This window comes from Tessaracoccus pujii, from assembly GCF_054483895.1.
Map to the genome: position 1 here is coordinate 1,474,875 of NZ_CM137012.1, position 23,724 is coordinate 1,498,598.

General features: G+C 72.6%; 22 protein-coding genes and 2 pseudogenes. 15 read left to right on the forward strand and 9 right to left on the reverse strand.

All coding sequences use genetic code 11. The annotated features are described in order from the left end of the window. The first annotated feature begins 97 nt into the window (after positions 1-97). Together ACX1D0_RS07200 and ACX1D0_RS07205 are read left to right on the forward strand one after the other, a co-directional pair. Positions 98-748 carry a DUF3043 domain-containing protein gene (locus ACX1D0_RS07200; protein ID WP_459020194.1) on the forward strand — a complete coding sequence of 217 codons (651 nt, stop codon included), beginning with the start codon at positions 98-100 and terminating at the stop codon, positions 746-748. After that, positions 748-954, forward strand: a complete 207-nt coding sequence (locus ACX1D0_RS07205; protein WP_459020195.1) for a hypothetical protein — start codon at positions 748-750, stop codon at positions 952-954. Before ACX1D0_RS07200 ends, ACX1D0_RS07205 begins: the two co-directional genes overlap by 1 nt. On the opposite strand, the gene ACX1D0_RS07210 is transcribed toward ACX1D0_RS07205, so the two are convergent. Continuing rightward, positions 923-1,231 (reverse strand): hypothetical protein, encoded by a 309-nt coding sequence (locus tag ACX1D0_RS07210; RefSeq protein WP_459020196.1) that lies wholly within the window; start codon positions 1,229-1,231, stop codon positions 923-925. The genes ACX1D0_RS07205 and ACX1D0_RS07210 overlap by 32 nt on opposite strands. A 69-nt stretch (positions 1,232-1,300) precedes the next feature. Here ACX1D0_RS07210 and ACX1D0_RS07215 point away from each other — a divergent pair, with 69 nt between their 5' ends. Then, positions 1,301-2,797 carry a leucyl aminopeptidase gene (locus ACX1D0_RS07215; RefSeq protein WP_459020413.1) on the forward strand — a complete coding sequence of 499 codons (1,497 nt, stop codon included), beginning with the start codon at positions 1,301-1,303 and terminating at the stop codon, positions 2,795-2,797. 32 nt (positions 2,798-2,829) lie between these two features. Here the strand turns inward: ACX1D0_RS07215 and ACX1D0_RS07220 are convergent, their stop codons facing one another. Further along, a complete protein-coding gene (locus ACX1D0_RS07220) occupies positions 2,830-3,159 on the reverse strand; it encodes a hypothetical protein (protein ID WP_459020197.1) in 330 nt (109 codons plus the stop codon). Positions 3,160-3,214: 55 nt separating this feature from the next. Between ACX1D0_RS07220 and ACX1D0_RS07225 the strand changes: the two genes are divergently transcribed. Beyond that, on the forward strand, positions 3,215-4,615 hold the full coding sequence (locus tag ACX1D0_RS07225; RefSeq protein ID WP_459020198.1) for an FAD-dependent oxidoreductase: 1,401 nt from the start codon (positions 3,215-3,217) through the stop codon (positions 4,613-4,615). 51 nt (positions 4,616-4,666) lie between these two features. Next, on the forward strand, positions 4,667-6,493 hold the full coding sequence (sucB, locus tag ACX1D0_RS07230) for a 2-oxoglutarate dehydrogenase, E2 component, dihydrolipoamide succinyltransferase (protein ID WP_459020199.1): 1,827 nt from the start codon (positions 4,667-4,669) through the stop codon (positions 6,491-6,493). Positions 6,494-6,749: 256 nt separating this feature from the next. Here the strand turns inward: sucB and ACX1D0_RS07235 are convergent, their stop codons facing one another. Continuing rightward, complete coding sequence (locus ACX1D0_RS07235) at positions 6,750-7,646, reverse strand: MerR family transcriptional regulator (RefSeq protein ID WP_459020200.1); 897 nt, start codon at positions 7,644-7,646, stop codon at positions 6,750-6,752. A gap of 133 nt (positions 7,647-7,779) precedes the next feature. Here ACX1D0_RS07235 and idi point away from each other — a divergent pair. The 4 genes and pseudogenes from idi to ACX1D0_RS07255 form a co-directional block, all read left to right on the forward strand. Next, positions 7,780-8,322, forward strand: a pseudogene (gene idi, locus ACX1D0_RS07240) (isopentenyl-diphosphate Delta-isomerase); the annotation flags it as partial. Between the two features lie 207 nt (positions 8,323-8,529). Next, a pseudogene (locus tag ACX1D0_RS07245) lies at positions 8,530-9,441 on the forward strand (polyprenyl synthetase family protein); the annotation flags it as partial. Then, entirely contained in the window at positions 9,438-10,955 is a 1,518-nt protein-coding gene (crtI, locus tag ACX1D0_RS07250) for a phytoene desaturase family protein (protein WP_459020201.1), read from the forward strand. The pseudogene ACX1D0_RS07245 and the gene crtI, both read left to right, overlap by 4 nt. After that, a complete protein-coding gene (locus ACX1D0_RS07255; protein ID WP_459020202.1) occupies positions 10,952-11,848 on the forward strand; it encodes a phytoene/squalene synthase family protein in 897 nt (298 codons plus the stop codon). The genes crtI and ACX1D0_RS07255 overlap by 4 nt, the downstream gene beginning before the upstream one ends. 13 nt (positions 11,849-11,861) lie before the next feature. Here the strand turns inward: ACX1D0_RS07255 and ACX1D0_RS07260 are convergent, their stop codons facing one another. The 4 genes from ACX1D0_RS07260 to ACX1D0_RS07275 are packed head-to-tail and all read right to left on the reverse strand — an operon-like array spanning position 11,862 to position 15,861. Continuing rightward, the gene (locus ACX1D0_RS07260; protein ID WP_459020203.1) at positions 11,862-13,379 is read right to left on the reverse strand and encodes an FAD-dependent oxidoreductase; all 1,518 of its coding nucleotides are present in this window, start codon (positions 13,377-13,379) and stop codon (positions 11,862-11,864) included. Further along, positions 13,376-14,122 (reverse strand): class I SAM-dependent methyltransferase, encoded by a 747-nt coding sequence (locus ACX1D0_RS07265; protein WP_459020204.1) that lies wholly within the window; start codon positions 14,120-14,122, stop codon positions 13,376-13,378. Before ACX1D0_RS07265 ends, ACX1D0_RS07260 begins: the two co-directional genes overlap by 4 nt. A gap of 1 nt (position 14,123) precedes the next feature. Beyond that, positions 14,124-15,137, reverse strand: a complete 1,014-nt coding sequence (locus ACX1D0_RS07270) for an NAD(P)H-binding protein (RefSeq protein ID WP_459020205.1) — start codon at positions 15,135-15,137, stop codon at positions 14,124-14,126. A 1-nt stretch (position 15,138) separates the two neighbouring features. Beyond that, complete coding sequence (locus tag ACX1D0_RS07275) at positions 15,139-15,861, reverse strand: CPBP family intramembrane glutamic endopeptidase (RefSeq protein ID WP_459020206.1); 723 nt, start codon at positions 15,859-15,861, stop codon at positions 15,139-15,141. Positions 15,862-15,962: 101 nt separating this feature from the next. Here ACX1D0_RS07275 and ACX1D0_RS07280 point away from each other — a divergent pair, with 101 nt between their 5' ends. Then, the gene (locus tag ACX1D0_RS07280) at positions 15,963-16,745 is read left to right on the forward strand and encodes a DUF554 domain-containing protein (protein ID WP_459020207.1); all 783 of its coding nucleotides are present in this window, start codon (positions 15,963-15,965) and stop codon (positions 16,743-16,745) included. A gap of 20 nt (positions 16,746-16,765) precedes the next feature. Further along, positions 16,766-17,407 (forward strand): lipoyl(octanoyl) transferase LipB, encoded by a 642-nt coding sequence (gene lipB / locus ACX1D0_RS07285; protein WP_459020208.1) that lies wholly within the window; start codon positions 16,766-16,768, stop codon positions 17,405-17,407. Here lipB and ACX1D0_RS07290 read toward each other — a convergent pair whose 3' ends face one another. Further along, the gene (locus ACX1D0_RS07290) at positions 17,408-18,340 is read right to left on the reverse strand and encodes a DMT family transporter (RefSeq protein WP_459020209.1); all 933 of its coding nucleotides are present in this window, start codon (positions 18,338-18,340) and stop codon (positions 17,408-17,410) included. Between the two features lie 58 nt (positions 18,341-18,398). Between ACX1D0_RS07290 and ACX1D0_RS07295 the strand changes: the two genes are divergently transcribed. The 4 genes from ACX1D0_RS07295 (at position 18,399) to ACX1D0_RS07310 (ending at position 23,251) form a co-directional block, all read left to right on the forward strand. Beyond that, on the forward strand, positions 18,399-19,334 hold the full coding sequence (locus ACX1D0_RS07295) for a lipoyl synthase (RefSeq protein WP_459020210.1): 936 nt from the start codon (positions 18,399-18,401) through the stop codon (positions 19,332-19,334). 12 nt (positions 19,335-19,346) lie between these two features. Next, on the forward strand, positions 19,347-20,102 hold the full coding sequence (locus tag ACX1D0_RS07300; protein ID WP_459020211.1) for a DUF4191 domain-containing protein: 756 nt from the start codon (positions 19,347-19,349) through the stop codon (positions 20,100-20,102). Between the two features lie 3 nt (positions 20,103-20,105). After that, positions 20,106-21,866, forward strand: coding sequence for an ABC-F family ATP-binding cassette domain-containing protein (locus tag ACX1D0_RS07305; RefSeq protein ID WP_459020212.1), 1,761 nt, complete (start codon positions 20,106-20,108; stop codon positions 21,864-21,866). Between the two features lie 239 nt (positions 21,867-22,105). Continuing rightward, the gene (locus ACX1D0_RS07310) at positions 22,106-23,251 is read left to right on the forward strand and encodes an AAA family ATPase (protein WP_459020213.1); all 1,146 of its coding nucleotides are present in this window, start codon (positions 22,106-22,108) and stop codon (positions 23,249-23,251) included. A gap of 6 nt (positions 23,252-23,257) precedes the next feature. Here ACX1D0_RS07310 and ACX1D0_RS07315 read toward each other — a convergent pair whose 3' ends face one another. After that, complete coding sequence (locus tag ACX1D0_RS07315) at positions 23,258-23,680, reverse strand: RDD family protein (protein WP_459020214.1); 423 nt, start codon at positions 23,678-23,680, stop codon at positions 23,258-23,260. Between the last annotated feature and the right edge of the window lie 44 nt (positions 23,681-23,724).

Consider the following 23,724-nt stretch of genomic DNA (forward strand, 5'->3'; position numbering starts at 1 on the left):
GAGGTCCCACCGGAGTCGCCCGAGCCCTGACTCAACCCTGAAACACCTCAGGTAGAATGGGCGGACGTATCCGACCCCTGCACAAGGACACCGCACCGTGGCACTGTTCCGCCCGTACGAGCGCACCGAGAAGTCGCGCTCCACAGACCGCATCTCGACGCTCACCCCCAAGGGCGAGAAGGCGGCGGCCAAGGCGTCCCCCACGCCCGCCGTCGCCCCTGAACCCGCCGTCGAGGCGCCCGGCCCGCAGAAGCAGGTCATTCGGAAGAAGCAGGGCGCCACCCCCACCCGTCGCGCCGCCGAGGCGGCCCGGATGGAGCGGCTGCACCCCACCCTCTCGGCCAAGGAGCAGCGGAAGGCGGACGCGCGCGCCCGCTCGACGGCCCGCAACTCGTCGTGGGAGCGGGTGGAGAACTCGCCCGAGCGTCAGCTGGTGCGCGATTACGTGGACACGCGCTGGACGGTGGCCGAGTTCATGCTGCCCGCCATGATCCTCGTCATGGCCGCGGTCATGGTCACCATGAACAACGTGCTGCTCTCCAGCTGGATCTCGATGAGCCTGTGGGTGCTGCTGGGCTTCACCGTCATCAACGTGGGCATCATGTGGCGCGGCTTCAAGAAGCTGCTGGCCGAGCGTCACCCCGAGGCCTCCACCAAGGGCCTGCTGGTCTACATGTTCAACCGGTCGCTGATGATCCGACGCTTCCGCCAGCCGGCCGCGCGCATCAAGCGCGGGGATCCCATCTGATGAGCTACCACTGGACGCCGGAGACCGGCGCGTTCGCCGTCGCGGATCTCGAGTCCGCCGGCCTGCTGCACAGCTTCGAGGACCAGGCAGCGGCCGAGGAATGGCTGGGGTTGTTCTACGGCGAGCTGCTGCAGCACGGCGTGGCAGAGGTGAGCCTCTACGAGGAGGACCGCCTCATCTACGGTCCGATGTCGCTGCATCCGTGACCCGGCCCTGCCGAGCCACCACCACCCCGAACGCCACCATCCCCAGGCCCGCCGCCACGGCGAACGGCGCCTGCTGGCGGGCGATGGCGATCCGGTCCTCGTAGAGCTGGACCTTGCCGCCGCGCTCGTTGGTGAGGCTGGAGTATTCACAGGTGTCGCCCGGGCCCATCTCGATGCCGCGGCAGGACGTCGACGGCGACGCCCACGACACCACGCCCCAGGCCGCGACGGCAAGGCCCGCCACGATGAACGCCAAGAGACCCGCCCGCTTGATCATGCGGGCAAAGCTACCTGCGTGGGCCGCGACGCCCAACTCGCAACTCGGTAGGCTGGCCGGGTGACCCGCATGAATCCGAACCTGACCCTGACCAAGACCCTGCCGAGGTCCACCGACGTGGTCGTCCTCGGCCTGGTGACGATCAACGACGCGGACCAGGCCCTCGTCGGCCTCGTCGGCGACCTCGACAAGGCGTGCACGAAGACCTACGGTCGCGGCGTGGCCGAGCTCGCCAGGTCCATGGGCGCGTCGTCCAAGCGCGAGGACGTCACCTTCCTCCCGGCCGTCGACGGCGCCCGCGTGGCGGTGGTGGGCCTCGGGGACGCGGACGTCACCCCGGCGGGCACTCGGCTCGCGGTGGGCTCCGCGCTGCGGAAGATCGCCGAGCTGCCGGACGCCTCCGGGCTGGAGGTGGCCGTCTCCCTGGAGGTGACGGACCCCGAGCTCCTCCAGGCCGCCGGTGAAGGCGCCCTGCTGGGGGCCTACCGGTTCGAGCCCATCACGGCCAAGGACACTCCGACGGCGGTGGCCTCGGTCGCGCTGGTGTCCACGCTGCTCGGCGCCGAGCAGAAGGACGCCGTGACGCGCGCCAAGTCCATCGCCGAGGCCGTCTGCCAGGCGCGCGACTGGGGCAACACCCCCCCGAACCTGCTCTACCCCGAGACGTTCGCCGAGGCGGCGCGCGGCTATCTGCGCGACGAGCGGATCACCGTCGAGATCCTCGACGAGAAGGCGCTCGAGCGGGGCGGCTACGGCGGCATCCTCGCCGTGGGCGGCGGCTCGGCGCGCGGCCCACGGCTGGTGCGGATGAGCTACACCCCCCGCGGCGCGGTGACACACCTGGCGCTGGTGGGCAAGGGCATCACGTTCGACTCCGGCGGCCTGGACATCAAGCCCGCCGGCCAGATGGCGGGCATGAAGTACGACATGTCCGGCGCGGCCGCCGTGGTCGCGGCCACGCGCGCCATCGCCGCACTCGGGCTCAAGGTCAAGGTCACCGCCTACGCGGCGCTGGCGGAGAACCTCCCGTCGGGCACCTCGTACCGGTCCAGCGACGTGCTCACCATGGTCGACGGGCAGACGGTGGAGAACTACAACACCGACGCCGAGGGCCGCCTGGTGATGGCCGACGCCATCGCGCGCGCCGGGCAGGACAAGCCGGACCTCATCGTCGACGTGGCCACCCTGACGGGAGCCTGCATGGTGGCGCTGGGCATGCGTACCGGCGGCCTGCTCACCAACGGCGAGGAGACCTCGGACCTGCTGCTCGACGCGGCCGAGGCGGCGGGCGAGGACTTCTGGGAGCTGCCCATCACGGAGCACACGCGCGAACAGCTGAAGTCCACGGTCGCGGACATGAAGTCCGGTGCCGGTCACCGCTGGGGTGGCGCGCTGGTGGCGGGGGCGTTCCTGGAACGCTTCGTCGCCGACGGCGTGGCCTGGGCGCACCTGGACATCGCCGGACCCGCGGAGAACGCCGACGCGCCGTACGGGTACGTGCCCAAGGGCGGCACCGGGGTGGGCGTCCGGACGCTCGTGGCGTTGGCGAAGCTGCTGCAGGGCTGAGGCCCGGCCCGGCGGGGGTCTGCCCGGCGGGGTCAGGCCTGGCGGGCGCGCTTGGCGCGCAGGCCGTACTCGCGCATGCGCTTCGGGTACGGCACCACCCCGGCGTCGTAGCAGGGGATGTTGCAGCGGGCGGCGAACTCGTAGCCGTAGGCCGCGCTGGGGAGGCCGCGCCGGGTTGACTCGCCGTCGGCGGCCACCAGCAGCAGCGACGGCTTGTTGAACGACGTGGGCTGCTCCACCCACGCCTCCACGCCTCGACGGGTGGCGACGAACTGGCTCAGGTGGTCGCGCAGGGCATCGGGCACCTGGCGGTCCTCCCGGGCCACCTGTGCCTCGCGCTGTCGCCGTCGAAACCACCCCACGCGCCCATTATGCCGAGCGGCGGCAAGGTGGGTGCGCCGTGGGAGACTGGGGCGCATGACTGATGCCTTCGACGTGGCCGTTCTCGGCGCCGGCTCGGCCGGCTACGCCTGCGCGTTGCGGGCGGCGCAGCTGGGGTTGCGGGTGGCCCTCGTCGACGACACCCCCCTCGGCGGCACGTGCCTGCACCGCGGCTGCATCCCCACCAAGGCATGGCTGCAGGCCGCGAAGGTGCGCCGCACCGTCGCGAAGGCACCGTCGTTCGGGATCGAGGCGCAGCTCGGCGCCACGGACGCGGGCGCCGTGCGGCGCTATGCCGACGGTGTCGTGGCGAACCTTCACCGCGGGCTCGAGGGGCTCATCGCGCAGCGCGGGATCACCGTGATCCGGGAGCGCGGCCGGCTGATGGTCGACGACCGGGGGCCCGGCATCGAGACGGGTGCGGTGGTGCACCGGGCGCGGGCCGTCGTCGTCGCGACGGGGGCCGCCCCGGCCACCCTCGGCCTCCCCGTGGATGGTCGACGAATCCTCACCAGCGACCACGCGCTGCGGTTGGAGCGGCTGCCGGAGCGCGCCGTCGTGCTGGGCGGCGGGGTGATCGGGGTGGAGTTCGCGTCGATGTGGGCGGACCTGGGGGTCGCGGTGACGCTCGTGGAGGCCATGGACCGGCTGCTGCCGGCGGAGGAGCCGGGCCACTCGAGGATCCTGGCTCGGGCCCTGCGGGGCAGGGGCGTGGACGTGCGGCTCGGCGCCACCGTCGAGGGCGCGGAGACCGGGGACGACGGGGTCGCGGTGAACCTCGGCGGCGAGACGCTGCGGGCGGACGTCCTGCTGGTGGCCGTGGGCCGTCGTCCCGTCACCGACGGGCTCGGGCTCGTGGAGGCGGGCGTCGAGGTGAGCGACGGCGCACACGTCGTCGTCGACGACCAGCTGCAGACCGCCGTGCGCGGCGTGTTCGCGGCGGGCGACGTGGTGGCCGGGCCCCAGCTGGCGCACCGCGGCTATGCGCACGGACTCTTCCTGGCCGAGCGGATCGCGCACCTGCAGGGCAGGCGTTCGGAGCGCCCGATCCTGCCGCGCGACTCGGACATGCCCCGGGTGGCCTACTCCAGCCCGCAGGTGGCCTCGGTCGGGCTCACCGCGGAGCAGGCCGGGCCCGAGGCCGAGGTGGTGGACTACCACCTCACCGGCAACGGCCGCGCCCAGATCCTCAGGGCCCCCGGCGAGCGGGAGATCGGTGTCGTGCGCATGGTGCGGGGGCGGGAGGGCGCGATCGTCGGGGTGCACGCCGTCGGTGAGGACGTGGCCGAGCTCATCGCGGAGGGCGGCCTGCTCGTGGGGTGGCAGGCCACGCCCGAGGACCTGGCCGGAATCGTGCATCCTCACCCTACCCTCAGCGAGGCACTCGCCGAAGCAACCTGGGCTCTGGGCGGGCGGCCCCTGCACATGCACGCCTGATTCACCTATAGGCTGGGGGAACTACCGCGGTCTGCAAAGGAGCCATCTCACATGTCAACCGAAGTAACTCTCCCGGCGCTGGGCGAGTCAGTCACCGAAGGCACCATTTCACGCTGGTTGAAGGCTATTGGGGACACCGTCGAAGCCGACGAACCGTTGCTCGAAGTCTCCACCGACAAGGTCGACACCGAGATTCCCAGCCCCGTGGCGGGCACGCTGCTCGAGATCCGGTTCCAGGAGGACGACGTGGCCGAGGTCGGCGCCGTCCTCGCCGTGATCGGGGACGCGGACGAGTCGGGCTCCGCGCCCGCCGCCGCTCCCGCTGAGGACGCCGCTCCCGAGCCCGAGCCGGTGCCCGAGGAGGAGAACGCGGAGGAGGAGCCCGTCGAGGCGCAGGAGGCCGAGGAGTCGCCCGCGGCCGAGGCCCCCGCGGTCGCACCCGCGTCCGCGCCGTCGGCCGCCGCGTCGTCCTCCGGTGTCGAGGTGACGCTGCCCGCGCTGGGCGAGTCGGTCACCGAGGGCACGGTGTCGCGGTGGCTGAAGGAGATCGGAGACACCGTCGAGGCCGACGAGCCGCTGCTGGAGGTCTCCACGGACAAGGTGGACACCGAGATCCCCAGCCCGGCCGCCGGCACGCTGCTGGAGATCCGGTTCAAGGAGGACGAGGTGGCCGAGGTGGGCGCCGTCCTGGCCATCATCGGCGACGCCGCGGCGGCTGAGGCTGCCCCTGAGCCGGCACCTGAGCCCGAGCCCGCCCCGAAGGCGGAGCCCAAGCCCGAGCCGAAGGCCGAACCGAAGGCTGAATCCGCCCCGGCCAAGAAGGAGCCAGCCCCAGCTCCCGCCCCGGCCCCCGCCAAGGCCGAGCCGAAGCCGGAGCACTCCCCCGCCGTCGAGGCCGCCGTGGCGCGTCGCGCCGCTGAGGCGTCAACCGACGGCACCTACGTCACCCCGCTGGTGCGGAAGCTGGCGAAGGAGCACGGCGTCGAACTCTCCGCGGTGAAGGGCACCGGCGTCGGTGGCCGCGTCCGCAAGCAGGACGTGATCGCCGCGGCGGAGACCGCGAAGGCGGAGGCTGCGAAGGCTGCCGCTGCCCCCGCGGCTCCGGCGGCTGCTGCTGCTCCGGCGGCGCCGAAGGCTGCGCCCGCTGCGGCCCAGGTGCGGGGCACCACGGAGAAGCTGTCGCGGCTGCGGAAGACCATCGCCACCCGCATGGTCGAGTCGCTGCAGGTCTCGGCCCAGCTCACCGCGACCGTCGAGGTGGACGTCACCGCAATCAGCTACATCCGTGCGCAGGTCAAGGACGATTTCAAGAAGCGCGAGGGCGCCTCGCTGTCCTACCTGCCGTTCATCACGATGGCCGCCGTCGAGGCGCTCAAGCAGTTCCCGATCGTCAACGCCACCATCGACACGGAGGCGGGCACCGTCACCTACGCCGACGGCGAGCACATCGGCCTCGCGGTGGACACGGAGAAGGGCCTGCTGGTTCCCGTCATCAAGGATGCCGGTGACCTCAACCTCACCGGCCTGGCGAAGAAGATCGCGGATCTGGCCGCGCGGACGCGGGCCAGCAAGGTCATGCCGGACGAGCTCTCGGGCGGCACGTTCACCATCACCAACTACGGCTCGGCGGGCACGCTGTTCGACACGCCCATCATCAACCAGCCGCAGGCCGCCATCCTCGGCACCGGCGCGCTGGTCAAGCGGCCCGTCGTGATCGAGGACCGGTTCGGCCAGGAGTCCATCGCGGTGCGGCACATGATGTACCTGTCGCTCAGCTACGACCACCGTCTCATCGACGGCGCCGTCGCGGCCCGGTTCCTCTCGGCCGTCAAGGCGCGGCTGGAGGACGGGGACTTCGGAGGCGAGTTCGGGCTCTGAGTCACTGATCGACGACAAGGGGGCGCCATCCTGCGGGGTGGCGCCCCCTTGTCGCGTCGTGGTGCGAGTGCGTGCCGGCGGGCCAACTTGAGCCGGAAACTGCTCTCAATCGTGTCTTGATCGTTCAAAGCGACCAGATCGAGCATCGAAGGCCGTGTCCGGCTCAAGGTGTCCCCGCGAGAGCCGTGTCCGGCTCAACTCCGCTCCCAGCCCGGGGACGGGTACGGGCGCGGGGGCGGACACGCGGGCGGGCGGGTCAGATGCGGCCGGCGGCGAGGCTGACGTGGAGGATCGACGCGGCCTCGGCGACGGCGTCGGGGAGATGATGCACGCCCGAGACCGCGTCGCGGCGCGACCCGCCCACCCAGACCGAGAGCGGCGGCGTGACCGCGGCCAGCTGGTCGACGACGGTCTGGGCGCGCTCGACGAACCGCTCCCCCGTCACCCCGATGACGGCGCCGCGCGCGCCGCGACCGTCGGCCGCCCGGACCCACTCGTCGACGGGGATGTCGGCGCCCAGGTAGACCACGTTGACGCCGCGACGCTTCAGGCACGTGGCGAAGGTGAACAGCGCGATCTGGTGCCGGTCCCCCGGCGGCAGGCCGACGAGCACCGTCGGCCCGGTGGGGGCGGTGGGGGCGGCGTCGAACACCGCCGAGATGGCGCGCATGAGTCCCGCGCTGGCGAAGTGCTCCTGGGCCACGGACAACCGGCCCGACTCCCACGCCTCGCCGATGCGGGTCAGCTGCGGCAGGATCCAACGATCGGCCACCTCCTCGAACGGACCGCCGGAGAAGGCGCGGCCCATCACGTCGGCCAGGTTGGCCGGTTCCAGCGACTCGGCGGCGGACACCAGGGCGTCCTCGCCGGGCAGCTCCGACGACGGCTCCCGCGCCCCCGACCCGTTCACCGAGGCCCCCGCCGCGACCCTCGTGCCCGCCAGACCCCGCACCGCCTCGGCCGCCCGGGAAGCGGGCACGCCGGCCTCGACGAGCGCGGCCATCTCGCGCAGCGCCGCCACCTGGGCGTCGTCGTAGAGCCGGTACCCCGCGGGCGTGCGGGAGGGCCGGACCACGTCGTAGCGGCGCTCCCAGACCCGCAGGGTCGCCTCGGCCACCCCGGTCAGCGAGGCAACCTGCTTGACTGTGTACATCCACGTCCTCCCCGGCTCAACGTCCGTGCAGGGTCAACGCTAGCAAACATTGAACAAACCTTGTGCACGACGTTGCACCGGCGGCCTTCTCCCGCTATCGTCGACACAAGCTTAGACAAACATTGGACAGCTCATGATCGCTGAATCGAGATCCCCGAGGCTGAGGGGCAACGCGGCCGCCCGCGACGAGGTCGTCCTCCTCGCCGACGACGGCACGCCCATCGGCAGCGCAGACCGCGTGGCAGTGCACACCACGGACACGGCCCTGCACCTGGCCTTCTCCACCTACGTGTTCAACGCCCGCGGCGAGGTGCTGGTCACCCGCCGCGCTCTGGCGAAGAAGACCTGGCCCGGCGTGTGGACCAACTCGTGCTGCGGCCACCCGAAGCCCGGCGAATCGCTGGAGGACGCGGCCCGCCGCCGCATCCGCGAGGAGCTCGGGATGAGCGTCGGTCCCCTGGTGAGCCTGCTGCCGGACTTCCGCTACCGCGCCGTCGACGCCTCCGGCATCGTCGAGAACGAGATCTGCCCCGTGTTCGCCGCGTTCGTGCCGGACGAGCAGCCCGTCCCCAACGCCGACGAGGTGGCCGAGTGGGCGTGGGTGCCCTGGGAGAACCTGTCGGCCGCGATCACCGCGACCCCCCACGTCTACAGCCCGTGGGCCGCCCTCCAGGTGCCGCTCATCGCCACCGCCCACCCCGACGCGGCGTGGCGCCCGGCGCCCCCCACCGTCGACGTCCACGCCGCCATCGCCGACGTTGACGCGCTGCTGTCGGCCGAGGTCAACACGCTGTCGGTGGAGTGGCAGAGCTACGCCGGGGACCTCGAGCTCGACGTGCTCCAGGCGGACCTGCCCCAGTGGCTCGGCACCCTCCTGGTCGGGCACGGCAAGCGCCTGAGGGTGGCGCTGGCCTACTGGGGCTTCATCGCCACCGGCGGGACCCACGGCTCCACCGGCTACCGCCACCTCATCCGCGCCGCGGCCGCGCTGGAGACCCTGCACCTGTTCGCGCTCATCCACGACGACGTGATGGACGAGTCCGACTCGCGGCGCGGGCGCCCCTCGGCACACGTCGAGGGCTCCACCTGGCATCGGGCCGCCGGCGCCAGCGGCGAGCCGGAGCTGTTCGGCCGCAACATCGCCGTCCTGCTCGGCGACCTAGCACACACCATCGCCGACCGCCTCGTCGACGGCCTGCCCCAGCCCTTGCATGAGGTCTGGTACGCGCTGTCGGTGGAGCTGATCGCCGGCCAGCGCGCGGACCTCACGGGAGCCGCGGCGGCCCGCCGCGACCGCGCGCACGCCGAGCACATCGCGCGAGCCAAGACCGGCCGCTACACCGTCGCGCGCCCCCTGCAGCTGGGCGCCACCGCCGCCAACGCCGGCCCCGCGGTCCAGTCCGCCCTCATGGCGTGCGGCGACCACCTGGGGCAGGCCTTCGCGCTGCGCGACGAGTACCTGGGCGTCTGGGGGGACCCGGCCGTCACCGGCAAGCCCGCAGGGGATGACCTGCTGGAGGCCAAGGCCACCGTGCTCCTGGCGTTGGCTCAGGAACGGCTGACCGGCGCCGACGCCGAGCTGATCGCCCGGCTCGGCGGGCAGGACTTCAGCCGCGACGACGTGGACCGCCTCGCCGACGCCATCCGCGCCGTCGGCGTGGCCGACGAGCTGGAAACGATGATCGGAGATGAAGTGACCTCAGGCCTCGCCTGTCTCGACCCCCTGACTCTGGTGGAGGGCGGCGTGGCCGGACTCCGCGAGGCCGCCCGCTCGCTGGCGTGGAGGGAATCATGATCGGGCGCCGTCGCACCGCGACCGGCGCGCCCCGCGGCGGCAGGCGGCACGTGGCCGTGGTGGGGGCCGGGCTGTCGGGGCTCGCGGCGGCGATGCACCTGGCCGGCGCGGGGCACCGGGTCACCGTGATCGAGCGCGAGGCCATTCCGGGAGGGCGCAACGGCTCGCTGGAGCGCGACGGCTTCCGCTTCGACACCGGCCCGACCGTCTTCACGATGGTCTCGCTGCTGGAGGAGGCCTTCGACGCCGTCGGAAGCCGCGTGGCCGACCACGTGAACCTCAAGCTCCTGGACCCCGCCTACCACGCGCACTTCGCAGACGGGTCGACGCTGCTGGTGCGGCCCGGGCACGAGGCGATGCGCGCCGAGATCGCGGCACAGAGCGGCGCGAAGGACGCGGCGGCGTTCGACAAGTTCGTAGCCTGGCTCAAGCGCCTCAACGACGTCGAGCTGCCCCACTTCATCGACGCCAACTTCAACTCCCCGCTCAGCCTGTTCCGTTCGCCGATCGCGGCCGCGGAGCTGGTGCGGCTCGGCGGCTTCGGCCGGCTCGGCCCCTCCGTCGCCCGCCGGTTCGACGACGACAGGCTGCACCGCGTGTTCAGCTTCCAGGCGATGTACGCGGGCCTGGCGCCGGCGCGGGCGCTGGCGCTGTACGCGGTGATCACCTACATGGACTCCATCGAGGGCGTGTTCTTCCCCGAGGGCGGCATGCACGCCGTCCCGCGGGCCATGGCTCAGGCGGCCACCGACGCGGGCGTCGAGTTCCGCTACTCCACGCCCGTCGCGAGGGTGGAGCGCCGCGCCGACGGGTCCGCCGCCGGGGTGCGGCTGGCCGACGGTGAGGTGGTGGCCGCGGACGCCGTCGTGGTGACCGCCGACCTGCCGGTGGCCTACGACACGCTCCTGCCGGGCCTGCCGGCGCCGAGGGTGGCCCGGAAGGGCCGCTACTCACCCAGCGCCCTGGTGTGGCACGTCGGCGTCCGCGGCGAGCTGCCCGAGGGCGTGGGGCATCACAACATCCACTTCGGCAAGGCGTGGGACGAGTCGTTCCGCGAACTGCTCGACGACGGCGTGGCCATGACGGACCCGTCGCGGTTCCTGTCCGTCCCGTCGATGGACGATCCCGGCGCGGCTCCCGAGGGCTGCCACACGCTCTACTTCCTGGAGCCGGTGCCCAACCTCAAGGTGGGCCGGCTGGACTGGGACGTCGACGGGCCGCTGCTGCGGGAACGGATGCTGCGCGAGCTGGAGCGCCTGGGTTACCCCACCGACATCGTCACCGAGGAACTCGTCACGCCCGCGGACTGGGAGCGTCAGGGCATGGCCGCGGGCACGCCGTTCGCGCTGGCCCACACGTTCCCGCAGACCGGGCCGTTCCGGCCGAAGAACATCGACCGGCGGGTGCCGGGGCTGGTGTTCGCGGGTTCCGGCACCACCCCGGGCGTCGGGATCCCGATGGTGCTGGTCTCCGGCAAGCTGGCGGCGGCGCGCGTCGCGGAGATGGGCCGGTGAGCGCGTCCCTCGAGGCGGGCTACCGCCGCTGCGCCGAGCTGACCCGCGACCACGGCACCACCTACTACTGGGGGGCGCTGCTGCTGCCGAAGTCCCAGCGCAGGGACGTGTTCACGGTCTACGCCCTGTGCCGGCTGGCCGACGACATCGTCGACGAGCCGGAGAAGGTGGACGCCGACGACGCCGCCGTCCCCCGCGACGGCACGCCGGACGAGCGCCTGGCCGCCTTCCGCGCCTCCTTCTTCGACGCGTTGGCGCGCGGGACGGCCGATCAGCCGGTGATGGCGGCCATCGTCGAGAGCATCAACCGTCGCGGCACCGACCCCGAGTGCTTCGAGCGGTTCTTCGACGCCATGGCCTCGGACTTCACCCGGTCGACGTGGGACACGTGGGAGGATCTGCGCGACGGCTACATGGAGGGGTCGGCGGCGGTGATCGGCGAAATGATGCTGCCGGTCCTGGAGCCCCTGACGCCCGAGGCGATGGGACCGGCGCGGGCGCTGGGGCAGGCGTTCCAGCTCACCAACTTCCTGCGCGACGTCGACGAGGACCTCGACCGCGGGCGGGTGTACCTGCCGCAGGAGGATCTGGCTCGCCACGGCGCGGACCCGCGCCTTCGTCGGGTCACGCCCGAGTGGCGCTCCATGATGGCCGAGCAGGTGGCGCGCAACCGCGAGCTGTACGCCGAGGGGGCCCGGGGGCTGGACCTGCTGCCGCCGGCGTCGCGGCGCTGCGTCGGGACGGCCCTGGTGCTGTACAGCCGGATCCTGGACAGGATCGAGGCGGCGGACTACGACGTGTTCTCGGGTCGCATCCGCGTGCCGACCCGGGAGAAGCTGTGGGTCGCGGCGAGGGCGGTCGCTGGGCGGCTGCCCCGACCCAACGTCCCCTGAGACCGAACAGGGCTCAGCGGTGGGGCCAGCGGCCCAGGAGGCCCCGCATCGGCACCGTCCACACGTCGTGGCCCGCCGCGCCCCAGCCGGCGAGGAGGGTGTTGGCCGCGATGAAGCCCGTCGTCGCGGCCCGCTCCATCAGCGCCACCGGGTAGTCGCAGCGCACCCAGTCTCCTGCCACGACGAGCCGGGGCGACGGGGTCCGCACGCCCGGCCTGTCGGCCCAGCGGTCCGGGCCGATGAGCGTGCAGTCGTCGCGCACCAGCACCTCGCGCTCCAACACGACGGCCGACGCCGTCTCCGGGAAGATCCGGTGCAGCTCCGCCTCCAGCCTCGCCGCGACCTCGCCCGCCGCCGCATCCGAGGACACCGCCGGGTCGGCCGCGTAGGCGTGCAGCTCCACCACCGAACCGCCGTGCTGCCGCGCCCAGTCCGCGGCGCCCCGCTCGAAGCGCTCCAGCACCGAGACGTTGTCCAGCGGCCCGTACCCCGACGTGCCCACGAACGCCGGGCGCGCCGCGTCGACGGCGCGGTCCAGCCACAACCGCACCACCACGAACGGCGGGGCGTTGACGGTGCCCGCCACCCGGCGCTGCCAGGGCTCGAGACCCGGCCCCTCCAGGCCGGCGATCAGTGCCCGGCCGGCGCGCGGGTCCGTGGCCAGCACCACCGCGTCGAACGGGCCGGCCTCGCCGTCGACCACCACCGTGGCCGCGCCCTGCCCGGTCCCGATCGCCTCCACGTGCGCACCCGTCCTCACCTGAACGCCCAGGCGCTCGAGGTGGCGGCCCAGCGGCGCCCACAGGACCGTGTCGTAGTCGTCGTCGGGCACGTCGAAGAGCAGGCCCTCGGCCGACCCCATGAAATAGGTGTGGAACATCGCCACCAGCTCGCCGGCGCCGAACTGCGACGGATCGGCGAAGAAGGACCGTGCGAAGACCTCCAACGCCAGGTCGCGGGCGGCCTCGGGAAAGCGCAGCCGGTCGAGGAACGCGGCCGCGGACTCGCCGTCGTAGGCCGAGTACGTCTCGGGGAACTTCACCCGCAACAGCTCCACGGCCGCGGGCACGTTCACGCCCGCGAGCGTCCGCCCGGTGAAGGCGGGGCTGCGCAGCACGAACTGCATCACCGACCACGGCGGCGTGGTGGCCAACCCCGTAAAGGAATCGCGCATACCGTCGGGCCGCTGCAGCGGGTAGTCCTCGATGGGCACCAGCATGCCGAGCGCCGGGTCGATGCGCTGCAGGAGCGCGCGCAGGTTGTAGTACTGCCGGAAGAAGGCGTGGAACCCGCGGCTCATGGTGCGGCCGTCGCCCAGGGGCCAGGCCGCGACCCGCCCGCCCAGCCGGTCCGACGACTCCAGCAGCGTCACCGCCACCCCACGCTCGGCAAGCCCGACGGCGGCCGCCAGGCCCGCGATGCCGCCGCCCACCACCGCGACCTTGCGCGCGTCGCCCACCCTCGACGATCCGGTGGGGCCGGGGTGACGCACGGCGCGAGGGTCGCGGCCTGGGTACGGGCGGGGGGTCATGCGGGCTCCTCGGGCTTGCGGGCGACGACGGTGTGCAGGATGCCGCGCTGCCATCCCGCGGCCGTGCGGTGCTCGATGCCGGTGAAACCGGCGGCGGCGAGCCGGCCGGTGAAACGCGCCACCGAGTCGAACTCGCGGACGCTGCGCCACAGGTAGCGGTAGAGGCGGACGTTGCGGTCGACGACGGCGCCCAGGGGGATGATGCAGGCGTGGCACACCGCGTCCCACACGCGCTGGGCGCGGGAATCGCCGGCCACCGAGTACTCCTGGACGACGAGCCAGCCGCCGGGCTTCAGCAGCGCGAAGGTCTCCGCGACCGCCCGGTCCCGCGCGTCCTCGGGCACGTTGCGGAACAGGTAGCAGGTCAGGATGCCGTCGCGGCCGCCGCCCACCTCGTCGAGGTCCATCTCCCCGGCCACCACCTGCGCGAAGCTCACCCCCGCCGGCCACCGCTTGCCGGTGGCCTCCGCGAGCATGCCGCGGGACGCGTCGAGGCCGAGGACCGTGGTGCCCGGGGGTGCTGCGTCGACCAGCGCCCGCGTCGAGGCGCCGGAGCCGCAGGCCAGGTCGATCAGCGTCAGTCCCTCCCGCGCCCCCACCCGTCCGACGAGCGCCGCGGCGGCCCGCCGCAGCTCGCGGTGGTAGCCGGGGTTGAGGGCCACCATGAGGTCGTAGCGCTTCGCGCCGCGGTCGAAGGCGTCCGCCGTGGTGGAGCGGCGGAGCCGCGGGTACCGGTCATGCATGTCAGCGGCCCGTCCAGGCCCGGACGGCCTTGACGGCCACGACGAGGAGCGCGACCCCCAGCAGCACCGAGCCGACCCGCGCGTACCATCGCCGCGGACCCGCCGGGTCGACGGCGGCGGTGGCGCGCCGGACGGCCTCGTCGAAGCCCGTGATGCCTCCCTCCGGGTCGCCGAGGAGGTGCGCCGCGTCCGAATCCCGCTTGATGGCGTCGTGGATGAGGCTGCCCACCAGCGGCCGCGCGACCCCCGGGTCCACCGGCGTCACCAACCCCACCCACAGCGACGCGAGGTTGGGCGTGAGGACCGGCAGCGTGACCACCATGGGCGGCTGCAGCCCCGTCGCGGTGGCGTAGCGGCGCATCATCTCGACGTAGGTGAGCACCTCGTCCATGCCCACGTCGATCGACCGGTTGACCTCCGCCGGCAGATCGGCGGCGCGCACCAGATAGTGGATCACGTCGTCGATGGCGATGGGCTGGATGCGGTTGCGCAGCCACTTGGGCCCCACGGCCACCGGCAGCCGCTCTGAGAGGTGGCGCAGCATGTCGAAGGAGGCGGATCCGGCGCCCAGCACGACGCCGGCCTGCAGGACCGCCGTCGGCACGCCGGAGGCCATGAGCACCTCGCCCACCTCGACGCGCGAGGCCATGTGCTCGGACAGCTCGCCGTCGGGATGGAGCCCGCTCAGGTAGACGATCCGCTCCACACCCGCCGTGCGGGCGGCCTCGGCGAAGGTCTCGGCGAGGGCGAGGTCGCGGCGCCGGTAGTCGCCCCGGCCGTCCATGGAGTGCAGCAGGTAGTACGCCACCTCCACTCCGTCGAGGGCGCGCACAATGTCGCCTCGGCGGGTGGCGTCGCCGGTGGCCACCTCCACGCGGTCGCGCCAGGCGCGGTCGAGCTTCTGGGGGCTGCGGGCCAGGACGCGCACGCTCCACCCGGCGTCGAGCAGGGCGGGGACGAGCTGGGCCCCGACGTGGCCGGTGGCCCCGGTGACGAGAGCCGTGCGGGTGGTCATGTCAGCCTCCAGGGCTCAGGATCGGCGGCAGTAGGAAGAGCATGCCCAGGGACCAGGTGAGGTGCGACGCGATCGGGCCCAGGACACCCCCGGTGACGCGGCGTTGCGCCGCCGTGAGCAGGCCCAGGCAGACCGCGGCGAACGTCAGGAGAGGTACGCCTGTGAACAGTGTGGACGCCGCGTACAGGGCGGTGGAGCCGATCCCGTTGAATCGTCGGTCCAGCGAGGCGTAGACGGCGCCACGGAAGAACAACTCCTCGGCCACGCCGTTGATCGCGGTGATGAGCGCCACGAGCCACAGCGACCCGAACCGGGCGTGGTCCAGGAGGTCCTCGACGGGTGCTGCCAGCGCCGGGATCCGGGTCACCACCAGGGCGCCCGCCACGAAGACGGCCAGCAGGATCAGGCCCAGCACGAAGCCCTGCAGCACGCCCCTGCTGCGGCCGCCGTCGCGGGTGCGGCCCTCGCCGAGGTAGAGCGGCCCGGAGAGGAAGGCGCCGCCGATCCACAGCCCCGCGACACCCAGTGTCGCGGCGTAGAACTCGGGGGCTCCCGGCTGAATGGACAGCGCCAGCCCCAGCGCGACCGCGCCCAGCGCCGTGGTGATGCCCACCACGACCCTGCGACGGCGCCGCATGCCGGGCGTCTCGGTGCGGACCCTCTCCACGGGGTTGATCAGGGCGGCGGCGAGGAAGGCGCGCGGTTCGCCCAGTAGTCGGCGCACGGTGCCCCCCTTCTCCCGTCGGTGACCCCACCCTAAAGGTTCTACAAAGTTTGAACAAGCCGCGCGGTGGCCTGACGCCACACGCCCCTACGCTGCCACGGATGGACCCGAGTCGTCCCGGGATGCGGCGATCTGATTGGATGGCGGACGTGTTCATCGGGCTCGGGACGGTCGTCAACGTCATCACAGTGGTCGTCGGCTCGCTGATCGGCATCGCGCTGGGCAACCGCATCCCCGAGAAGACCAAGGACACGGTCACCTCCGTCCTGGGGCTCATCACCATCGTGCTCGGCGGCATGTCGGTCATGGCGATGAGCTCCGAGGCACTCCGTGCGGACGTGGACGGCGCCGCCATGCTGATCGTCCTCGCCGCCCTCTTGCTGGGCGCGCTGCTCGGCTCCTGGCTGCGCGTCGAGGACCGACTCGAGCAGGGCGCGGCCTGGCTGCGCGGGCGGTTCACGGCCTCCGGCGACGCGTCGCGGTTCGTCGACGGCATGGTCACCTCGACGTTGTTGTTCTGCGTCGGCCCGCTGGCCATCCTCGGCTCGCTCTCCGACGGCCTCGGCCGGGGCGCTGACCAACTGCTCGTCAAGTCCGTGCTCGACGGTTTCGCCGCCATGGCGTTCGCCTCGACGCTGGGCTGGGGGGTGCTGGCCTCCGCGGGCGCGGTGGCGCTGATCCAGGGCTCGCTCACCGCCGTCGGCTACTTCGCCGGCGACGTGCTGAGCACCGCCCAGGTGGACGCGCTCACCGCCACCGGCGGTGTGGTGCTGCTGGCGCTGGGGCTACGGCTGCTCAACCTCAAGCAGATCCCCGTCGGGGATCTGCTGCCGGCCCTCCTGCTCGCTCCCCCGCTGGTCTCGCTCACCGCGGCCCTGTTCTGACCCGGGATAGCATCGTGGACATGCTCACCTACGACGACGAGGGGCTCGGCCAGCGGCTCGCCGACTACCAGCAGACCTGGGACCGGCAGCGCGCCCTGCACGACGACGTGGCGGCGGGCGCTCCCGGGCGGATCCTTCTGGTGGAGCACTCCCCGGTCTACACCGCGGGCAGGCGCACCACGCCGGACCAGCGCCCCGTGGACGGCACGCCGGTGATCGACGTGGACCGCGGCGGGCTGATCACCTACCACGGGCCGGGCCAGCTCGTCGGATACCCCATCGTGCGGCTGCGGGAGGGCGTCGGCGTGGTGGACTACGTGCGCACGCTGGAGTCGGCCGTCGTCACCCTGCTGACGGGATACGGGCTGGACTGCGGACGGGTCGAGGGCCGCACCGGGGTGTGGCTGCCCGCCGGAGCAGGCAGGCCGGAGCGCAAGATCTGCGCCATCGGCGTGCGGGTGGCACGGCGCACCACCATGCACGGCTTCGCGCTCAACGTCCTGAGCTCCGCCGAGCGGTTCAGCAACATCATCCCCTGCGGCATCGCCGACGCGGGCGTGACCTCCATCGTCGAGGAACTGCCCGGCCAGTGGAGCGTCAAGGGCGTGGCCGACGACCTTCGGGCCCCGCTGGCGAGCGCATTGGCCCCACTTCTCGGCTGATCACTCGACGGCATGGGGCGGCGCGGCCGCCCGCCGCGACGACAGCACCACCGCACCCAGCAGCAGCGCCGCGCCGACGAGCCCGGCGGGGCTGAGGCGCTCCCCCAGCACCAGGAACGCCAGCGCGGCACCGGTGAGCGGCTCCAGGAGCGCCACCATCACCCCTGTCGTCGAGCTCTGCGTGCGCAGGCCCCGCAGGTAGGCGAGGTAGGCGATGGCGGAGGGGATGAGCCCGAGCGCGACCACCAGGGCCACGCTCGCGGGCGCCGGATCGAACCGGACGCTCTGGCCCGCGCCGGCGGCGGCGACCAGCACCACCGCGCCCCCGAGGAGGAACGCCAGGGCCGAGCCGGTGGCGTCGTGGTAGTCCGGCACCGGCCTGGCGCCCAGCAGGCTCATGACCGCGAACGCCGCCCCCGCCACCAGCGCCAGCCCCGCCCCCCACAGCGCATCCGCCGCCGAGGCCCCCTGCGGCGGTGCGCCCATGAACAGGGCCAGACCGACGGCGGTGAAACCCAGCGCCAACGCCAACGGCTGCGTGAGGCGCTGCCGGCCCGTGGCGAGGTCCACCATCAGCACCAGCACGGGCGCCGAGCCGACGGTGACCAGCGTGGCGATGGACACGCCCAGCAACCCCACCGCGCTGAAGAACCCGAACTGGTACACCGCCGAGCACGCGGCCATGGCCGCCACCCGGGTCCACCCGGAGCGACGCCGCGGCCACCGCACGCGGCCGGTCAGCGCCACCGCGAGCATGAGCAGGAGCCCGCCCACGAGGATCCGGTACCCCGCGACGGCTAGGAATCCGAGCCCCGACGTGCCGCGCAGAAGAGTGCCGAGCGTGCCGGACGTGCCCCACGCGATGCCGGCGACCACCAGCGCCGCGACACCAGCGGTCACCGGAGGGGTCGAGGGGGCAGGGCGCGTGAGCACCGGCTCAGACTACCGCCACGACCGGGGACCCCCGGCCCGCAGCGGGTAGGCTGTCCGGGTGACCGCAGTGCAGCCCGATGGACGACGCCTCCTCCGAGTCGAGGCGAAGAACGCCGAGACCCCGATCGAACGCAAGCCGAGTTGGATCCGCACCACCGCGAGGATGGGGCCCAACTACACGGACCTGCAGAACATCGTGCGCTCCGGCGACCTGCACACCGTCTGCCAGGAGGCGGCCTGCCCCAACATCTACGAGTGCTGGGAGGACCGGGAGTCCACCTTCCTCATCGGCGGTGACCAGTGCACCCGCCGCTGCGACTTCTGCCAGATCGAGTCCGCCAAGCCCGAGAGCTACGACCCGTCCGAGCCGCTGCGCGTCGCGGCGTCGGTGAGGAAGATGGGGCTGCGCTACGCCACCGTCACCGGCGTCTGCCGCGACGACCTCCCCGACGAGGGCGCCTGGCTCTACGCGGAGACCATCCGCCAGATCCACGCCGTCAATCCTGGCGTCGGCGTCGAGATGCTCGCCCCGGACTTCTCCGGCAGGGCCGAGCTCCTGCAGCAGCTGTTCGACGCCCGCCCGGAGGTGTTCGCCCACAACGTCGAGACGGTGCCGCGCATCTTCAAGCGGATCCGTCCCGGCTTCCGCTACGACCGGTCCCTGCGGGTGCTGACGATGTCGCGCGAGGCCGGCCTGGTCACCAAGTCCAACCTCATCCTCGGCATGGGCGAGACGCGTGAGGAGATCAGCCAGGCGCTGCGCGACCTGTACGACGCCGGCACCGAGCTCATCACCATCACCCAGTACCTGCGACCCAACGCCACCCTCCACCCCATCGACAGGTGGGTCACGCCGGAGGAGTTCGAGGCCCTGGCCGATGAGGCGCGCGGCATCGGATATTCTGGCGTGCTGTCCGGGCCACTGGTCCGCTCGTCGTATCGGGCGGGCCGCCTCTACCGGACGGCGATGGACGCCCGCATGAAGATCAGCTGAGACGGAGACACGATGGCCAGCGAGAGAGCCAAGGCGCTAGCGGAGAAGCAGAAGGCTGAACTGAAAGCCGCCAAACTGGCGAAGAAGAACTCCACAGACCCCAAGGACTGGGGCTGGTGGCGCCAGCTGCGCGAGACCTACAAGGTCACATCGCAGTTCGACAAGGTCCTCCCGTGGCTCATGCTCGGCGGCTTCGTCGTGCCGTTCGCCGCGCTGCTGATCCTGGGCATCGTGCTGGACGCCTGGCTCATCTGGGGCATCGTCGGCATCTCCGCCGGCGTCCTGGGCGCCATGTCGGTGTTCACGTGGCGTGCCCGCAAGGCCGTCTACCGCCGCTTCGAGGGCCAGGCCGGCTCGGCCGAGGTGGCGCTGCAGATGCTGCCCAAGCAGTGGATCTCCACGCCGGTGATCACCGCGACGAGGAGCCTCGACGCGGTGCACCGCACGCTGGGCCCCGGCGGCCTGGTCCTGATCGGCGAGGGCGAGCCGGCCCGGCTGAAGCCCCTGCTGGCGGCGGAGAAGAAGAAGCACGAGCAGGTCGCGTTCGGGGTCGCGGTGAAGGTCATCCAGATGGGCAAGGGTGCCGGCCAGGTGCCCCTGGACAAGCTGGCGGCCGAGATCAAGAAGCTCCCCAAGACCCTCACGCCGGCCAAGATCACCGAGGTCAGCCAGCGCCTGCGCGCCCTCGACGCCATGCGCCCGAAGGCCCCCATCCCGAAGGGCCCCATCCAGATGAAGGGCGCCCGGTCCGCCATGCGCGGCCGCTGACGCGTGGCGAACCTGGTCAACCTGGAGGCCGTCACGCACGGCTTCGGGACCCGCATCCTGCTCGACTCGGTCTCCCTCGGCCTCGGCGTCGGCGAGGTGATCGGCGTCGTGGGCCGCAACGGCGACGGCAAGACCACGCTGCTGCGCATCCTCACCGGCGACCTCGAGCCGGACGCCGGGCGCGTCACCGTGGCCACCAACTCCTCCATCGGCGTGCTGACCCAGACCACCGTCGGCGACGACGCCCAGACGGTGCGAGACTGGATCGTCGACGGCGAACCGGACCACGTGTGGGCGGCGGACGCGGACAAGCGCGGTGTCGTCGAGGCGCTGCTGGCTGACGTGGAGCTCGACAGGCGCCTGGACACGCTCTCGGGCGGCGAGCGACGCCGCGTCGGGCTGGTCGCGGTGCTGCTCGGCCACCACGACCTCGTCGTCCTCGACGAGCCCACCAACCACCTCGACGTCGAGGCCATCGCCTTCCTCGCCACCCACCTGCAGGCCCGCACCAGGGCGGGGCTGGCCATGCTGGTGGTCAGCCACGACCGCTGGTTCCTCGACGCCATCTGCACGCGGATCTGGGAGGTGCACGACGGCGTCATCGACGCCTACGACGGCGGATACGCCGCGTACGTGCTCGCCCGCGTGGAACGCCAGCGGCAGGCATCGGTCAACGAGTCGCGGCGCAAGAACCTGGCCCGCAAGGAGTTGGCGTGGCTGCGCAGGGGCGCGCCCGCGCGCACGTCGAAGCCGAAGTTCCGCATCGACGCCGCCAACGTCCTGATCGCCGACGAGCCCGAGCCACGCGACAAGATGGCGCTGCAGCAGTTCGCCGTGACCCGGCTCGGCAAGGACGTGTTCGACCTCACCAACGTCACCTACGCCGTCGAGGACCGCACGCTCCTGGACCGGTTGACGTGGTCCATCGGGCCCGGCGACCGGATCGGGCTGGTCGGCGTCAACGGCGCAGGGAAGACCACCCTGCTGGATCTGCTCTCGGGGGACCGCGAGCCGCAGTCGGGCAGGATCAAGCGCGGCAAGACGTTGCGGCTGGGCTACCTGTCGCAGACCGTCGGCGAGCTGGACGACGCGGACCGCGTGCTGGACTCGGTCAAGCGCCTCAAGGAGGAGACGAAGCTCGCCACCGGCCGCGAGGCCACGGCGTCGTCTCTGCTCGAGGAGTTCGGGTTCACCGGAGACAAGCTGGTCGCCCGGATCGGTGATCTGAGCGGCGGCGAGCGTCGGCGCCTTCAGCTGCTGCGGCTGCTGCTCACCGAGCCCAACGTGATGATCCTCGACGAGCCCACCAACGATCTCGACATCGACACCCTCACCATCATCGAGGACTACCTCGACAGCTGGCCGGGCACCCTGATCGTGGTCAGCCACGACCGGTACTTCCTCGAGCGGATCACGGACTACACCTACGCGCTGCTCGGCGACGGCTCCTGCGCGCTGCTGCCAGGCGGCGTCGAGGAGTACCTGGACCGGCGCAGGCGGGCGAAGTCCACGGCGGGCCAGGCGGCCTCCTCCGCCGGCCCGGCCGCGCGATCGGATGCCGCGACGGAGCGGCAGCGGAAGAAGGACCTGTCCCGGATCGAGGGCCAGTTGGAGAAGACCGCTGCGGAGATCGACCGCCTGCACGCCAGGATGGCGGACGCGGCCACGGACTTCGGCCAGCTGGGAGACCTGGACAAGGCCCTGCGCGAGGCCGAGGCCCGGTACGAGCGGCTCGAAGAGGCGTGGCTGGAGACGGCCGACTGACCCCACCGTCGGGCACGCGCGTTGAGCCGATGGAGGGGTTCGCGGCGAGGGTCGTGCGTTGAGCCGATGGAGGGGTTCGCGGCGAGGGTCGTGCGTTGAGCCGATGGAGGGGTTCGCGGCGAGGGTCGCGCTCAGGTCACGCGGGGGCCAGCCGTCGAACCCCTCCATCGGCTCAACTCGATGCCCCAGCCAGCAGGCAGCCCTGAGAAGCGTCGGAGGGGCCGCCTAGGGTGGCCGGCATGTATCGCACCCTCGCCGTCGCCGGGTATCGCTCACTGCGGGATGTAGTGGTCCGCCTCGGGCGCGTCACCGTCGTCACTGGCGCCAACGGCTCAGGCAAGTCCAGCCTGTACCGCGCGCTGCGCCTGCTGGCGGGCTGCGCGCTGGGAGACGCGGTCGGCTCGCTGGCCCGCGAGGGCGGTCTGAGTTCCGCCCTGTGGGCCGGGCCCGAGTCGCTGGCCGGGGCGCGCCGCGGGCACGCCGTCGAGGGCACCCGACGGGTGGGCCCGGTGTCGCTGCGGCTCGGCGTCGGCGCGGACGCGCTGTCCTACCTCATCGACCTCGGCCTCCCCACGCCGGACTGTTCGACGGCGTTCGGCCGGGACCCGGAGATCAAGCGCGAGGCCGCCTGGGGCGGCCCCGTGATGCGGCCCGGCACCATGGTGGCGAGGCGGCGCCGCTCCGCCGTCGAGGTCCGCGACGAGGGCCCCTGGCACGAGCTGCCCTTCCAGCTGCCCACCCACGCCTCCATGCTGGCGGACGCGCCGGAGCTCCGCCCGCTGCGCGATCACCTCGCCGCCTGGCGCTTCTACGACGCGCTGCGTACAGACGCCGACGCCCCAGCCCGCCAGCCGCGCGTCGGAACCAGGACGTGGGCGATGGCCTCCGACGGCTCGGACGTCGCGGCGGCGGTGCAGACCATCGTCGAGCGCGGGAAGGAGCCCCTCCCGGAGTCCGTGGCGGACGCGTTCCCCGGCAGCCGCGTGCGCGTGGACGTGCGCGACGGCGTGTTCGAGCTGACGCTCCAGCAGCCGGGCATGCTCCGTCCCCTCCGCGGCGCCGAGTTGTCGGACGGGACGCTGCGGTACCTCATGTGGCTGGCGGCGCTGCTGGCGCCGGTCCGGCCGCCGCTCATGGCCATCAACGAACCGGAGAACAGCCTGCATCCCAGCCTCGTGGCGCCGCTCGCGCGGCTGATCGGCCGGGCGTCGGCGGACACCCAGATCGTCGTGGTCACGCATTCCGCGGCGCTGGTGGGGGCCCTCACCGATGCGGTGCCGGACGAGGACCTGGAGGTGGTGGAGCTGGTCAAGGACCTGGGTGAGACCATCGTCGACGGCCAGGGCATGCTCAGCCGGCCCGCCTGGGAGTGGGGCCGCCGCTGAAGGCGGTCAACGGCGGTTGACCACCACGGTGCCGAGGAGGAGATCGGTGAGCGCCCGGCGCTCCGCGCCGACCACGATCGCGGGGACCACGAGGCACTTGAGCGCGGTGCGCACCACGGGGCGCCACCAGCCCAGCGGCCCCCCGTCGGTCCTCGTGATGCCGATCCGCGCGATGAGTTGGCCGAAGGATCCCCCGGCCAGTGCCGTCAGGAGGCTCGCCTCGACGAAGTAGACGGCCAGGATCATGAACGACTTCCAGCCGGATGCCGTCATCACCTCGATGCCGAACAGCGCGATCGCCACGACCATGCTGGCGGCCCAGTCGCCGATCATCGCCGCCACGCGCGCCCGCCACGACGCCAGCGAGCCCGGCCCGGAGACGCGCAGGCCGAGGGTGGAGCCGGGGTACTCAGCGGGGGTGGTGGTCACGCGCGGCAGCCTAGCAGCGCCCGATCCGCCGGTGGCGAACGCTT

Coding starts and splice junctions, on each gene's coding strand:
- ACX1D0_RS07205 (WP_459020195.1), top strand. CDS start 748: ATGAGCTACCACTGGACGCCGGAGACCGGCGCGTTCGCCGTCGCGGAT.
- ACX1D0_RS07210 (WP_459020196.1), bottom strand. CDS start 1,231: ATGATCAAGCGGGCGGGTCTCTTGGCGTTCATCGTGGCGGGCCTTGCC.
- ACX1D0_RS07215 (WP_459020413.1), top strand. CDS start 1,301: ATGAATCCGAACCTGACCCTGACCAAGACCCTGCCGAGGTCCACCGAC.
- ACX1D0_RS07225 (WP_459020198.1), top strand. CDS start 3,215: ATGACTGATGCCTTCGACGTGGCCGTTCTCGGCGCCGGCTCGGCCGGC.
- sucB (WP_459020199.1), top strand. CDS start 4,667: ATGTCAACCGAAGTAACTCTCCCGGCGCTGGGCGAGTCAGTCACCGAA.
- ACX1D0_RS07235 (WP_459020200.1), bottom strand. CDS start 7,646: ATGTACACAGTCAAGCAGGTTGCCTCGCTGACCGGGGTGGCCGAGGCG.
- crtI (WP_459020201.1), top strand. CDS start 9,438: ATGATCGGGCGCCGTCGCACCGCGACCGGCGCGCCCCGCGGCGGCAGG.
- ACX1D0_RS07260 (WP_459020203.1), bottom strand. CDS start 13,379: ATGACCCCCCGCCCGTACCCAGGCCGCGACCCTCGCGCCGTGCGTCAC.
- ACX1D0_RS07265 (WP_459020204.1), bottom strand. CDS start 14,122: ATGCATGACCGGTACCCGCGGCTCCGCCGCTCCACCACGGCGGACGCC.
- ACX1D0_RS07270 (WP_459020205.1), bottom strand. CDS start 15,137: ATGACCACCCGCACGGCTCTCGTCACCGGGGCCACCGGCCACGTCGGG.
- ACX1D0_RS07280 (WP_459020207.1), top strand. CDS start 15,963: ATGGACCCGAGTCGTCCCGGGATGCGGCGATCTGATTGGATGGCGGAC.
- lipB (WP_459020208.1), top strand. CDS start 16,766: ATGCTCACCTACGACGACGAGGGGCTCGGCCAGCGGCTCGCCGACTAC.
- ACX1D0_RS07300 (WP_459020211.1), top strand. CDS start 19,347: ATGGCCAGCGAGAGAGCCAAGGCGCTAGCGGAGAAGCAGAAGGCTGAA.
- ACX1D0_RS07310 (WP_459020213.1), top strand. CDS start 22,106: ATGTATCGCACCCTCGCCGTCGCCGGGTATCGCTCACTGCGGGATGTA.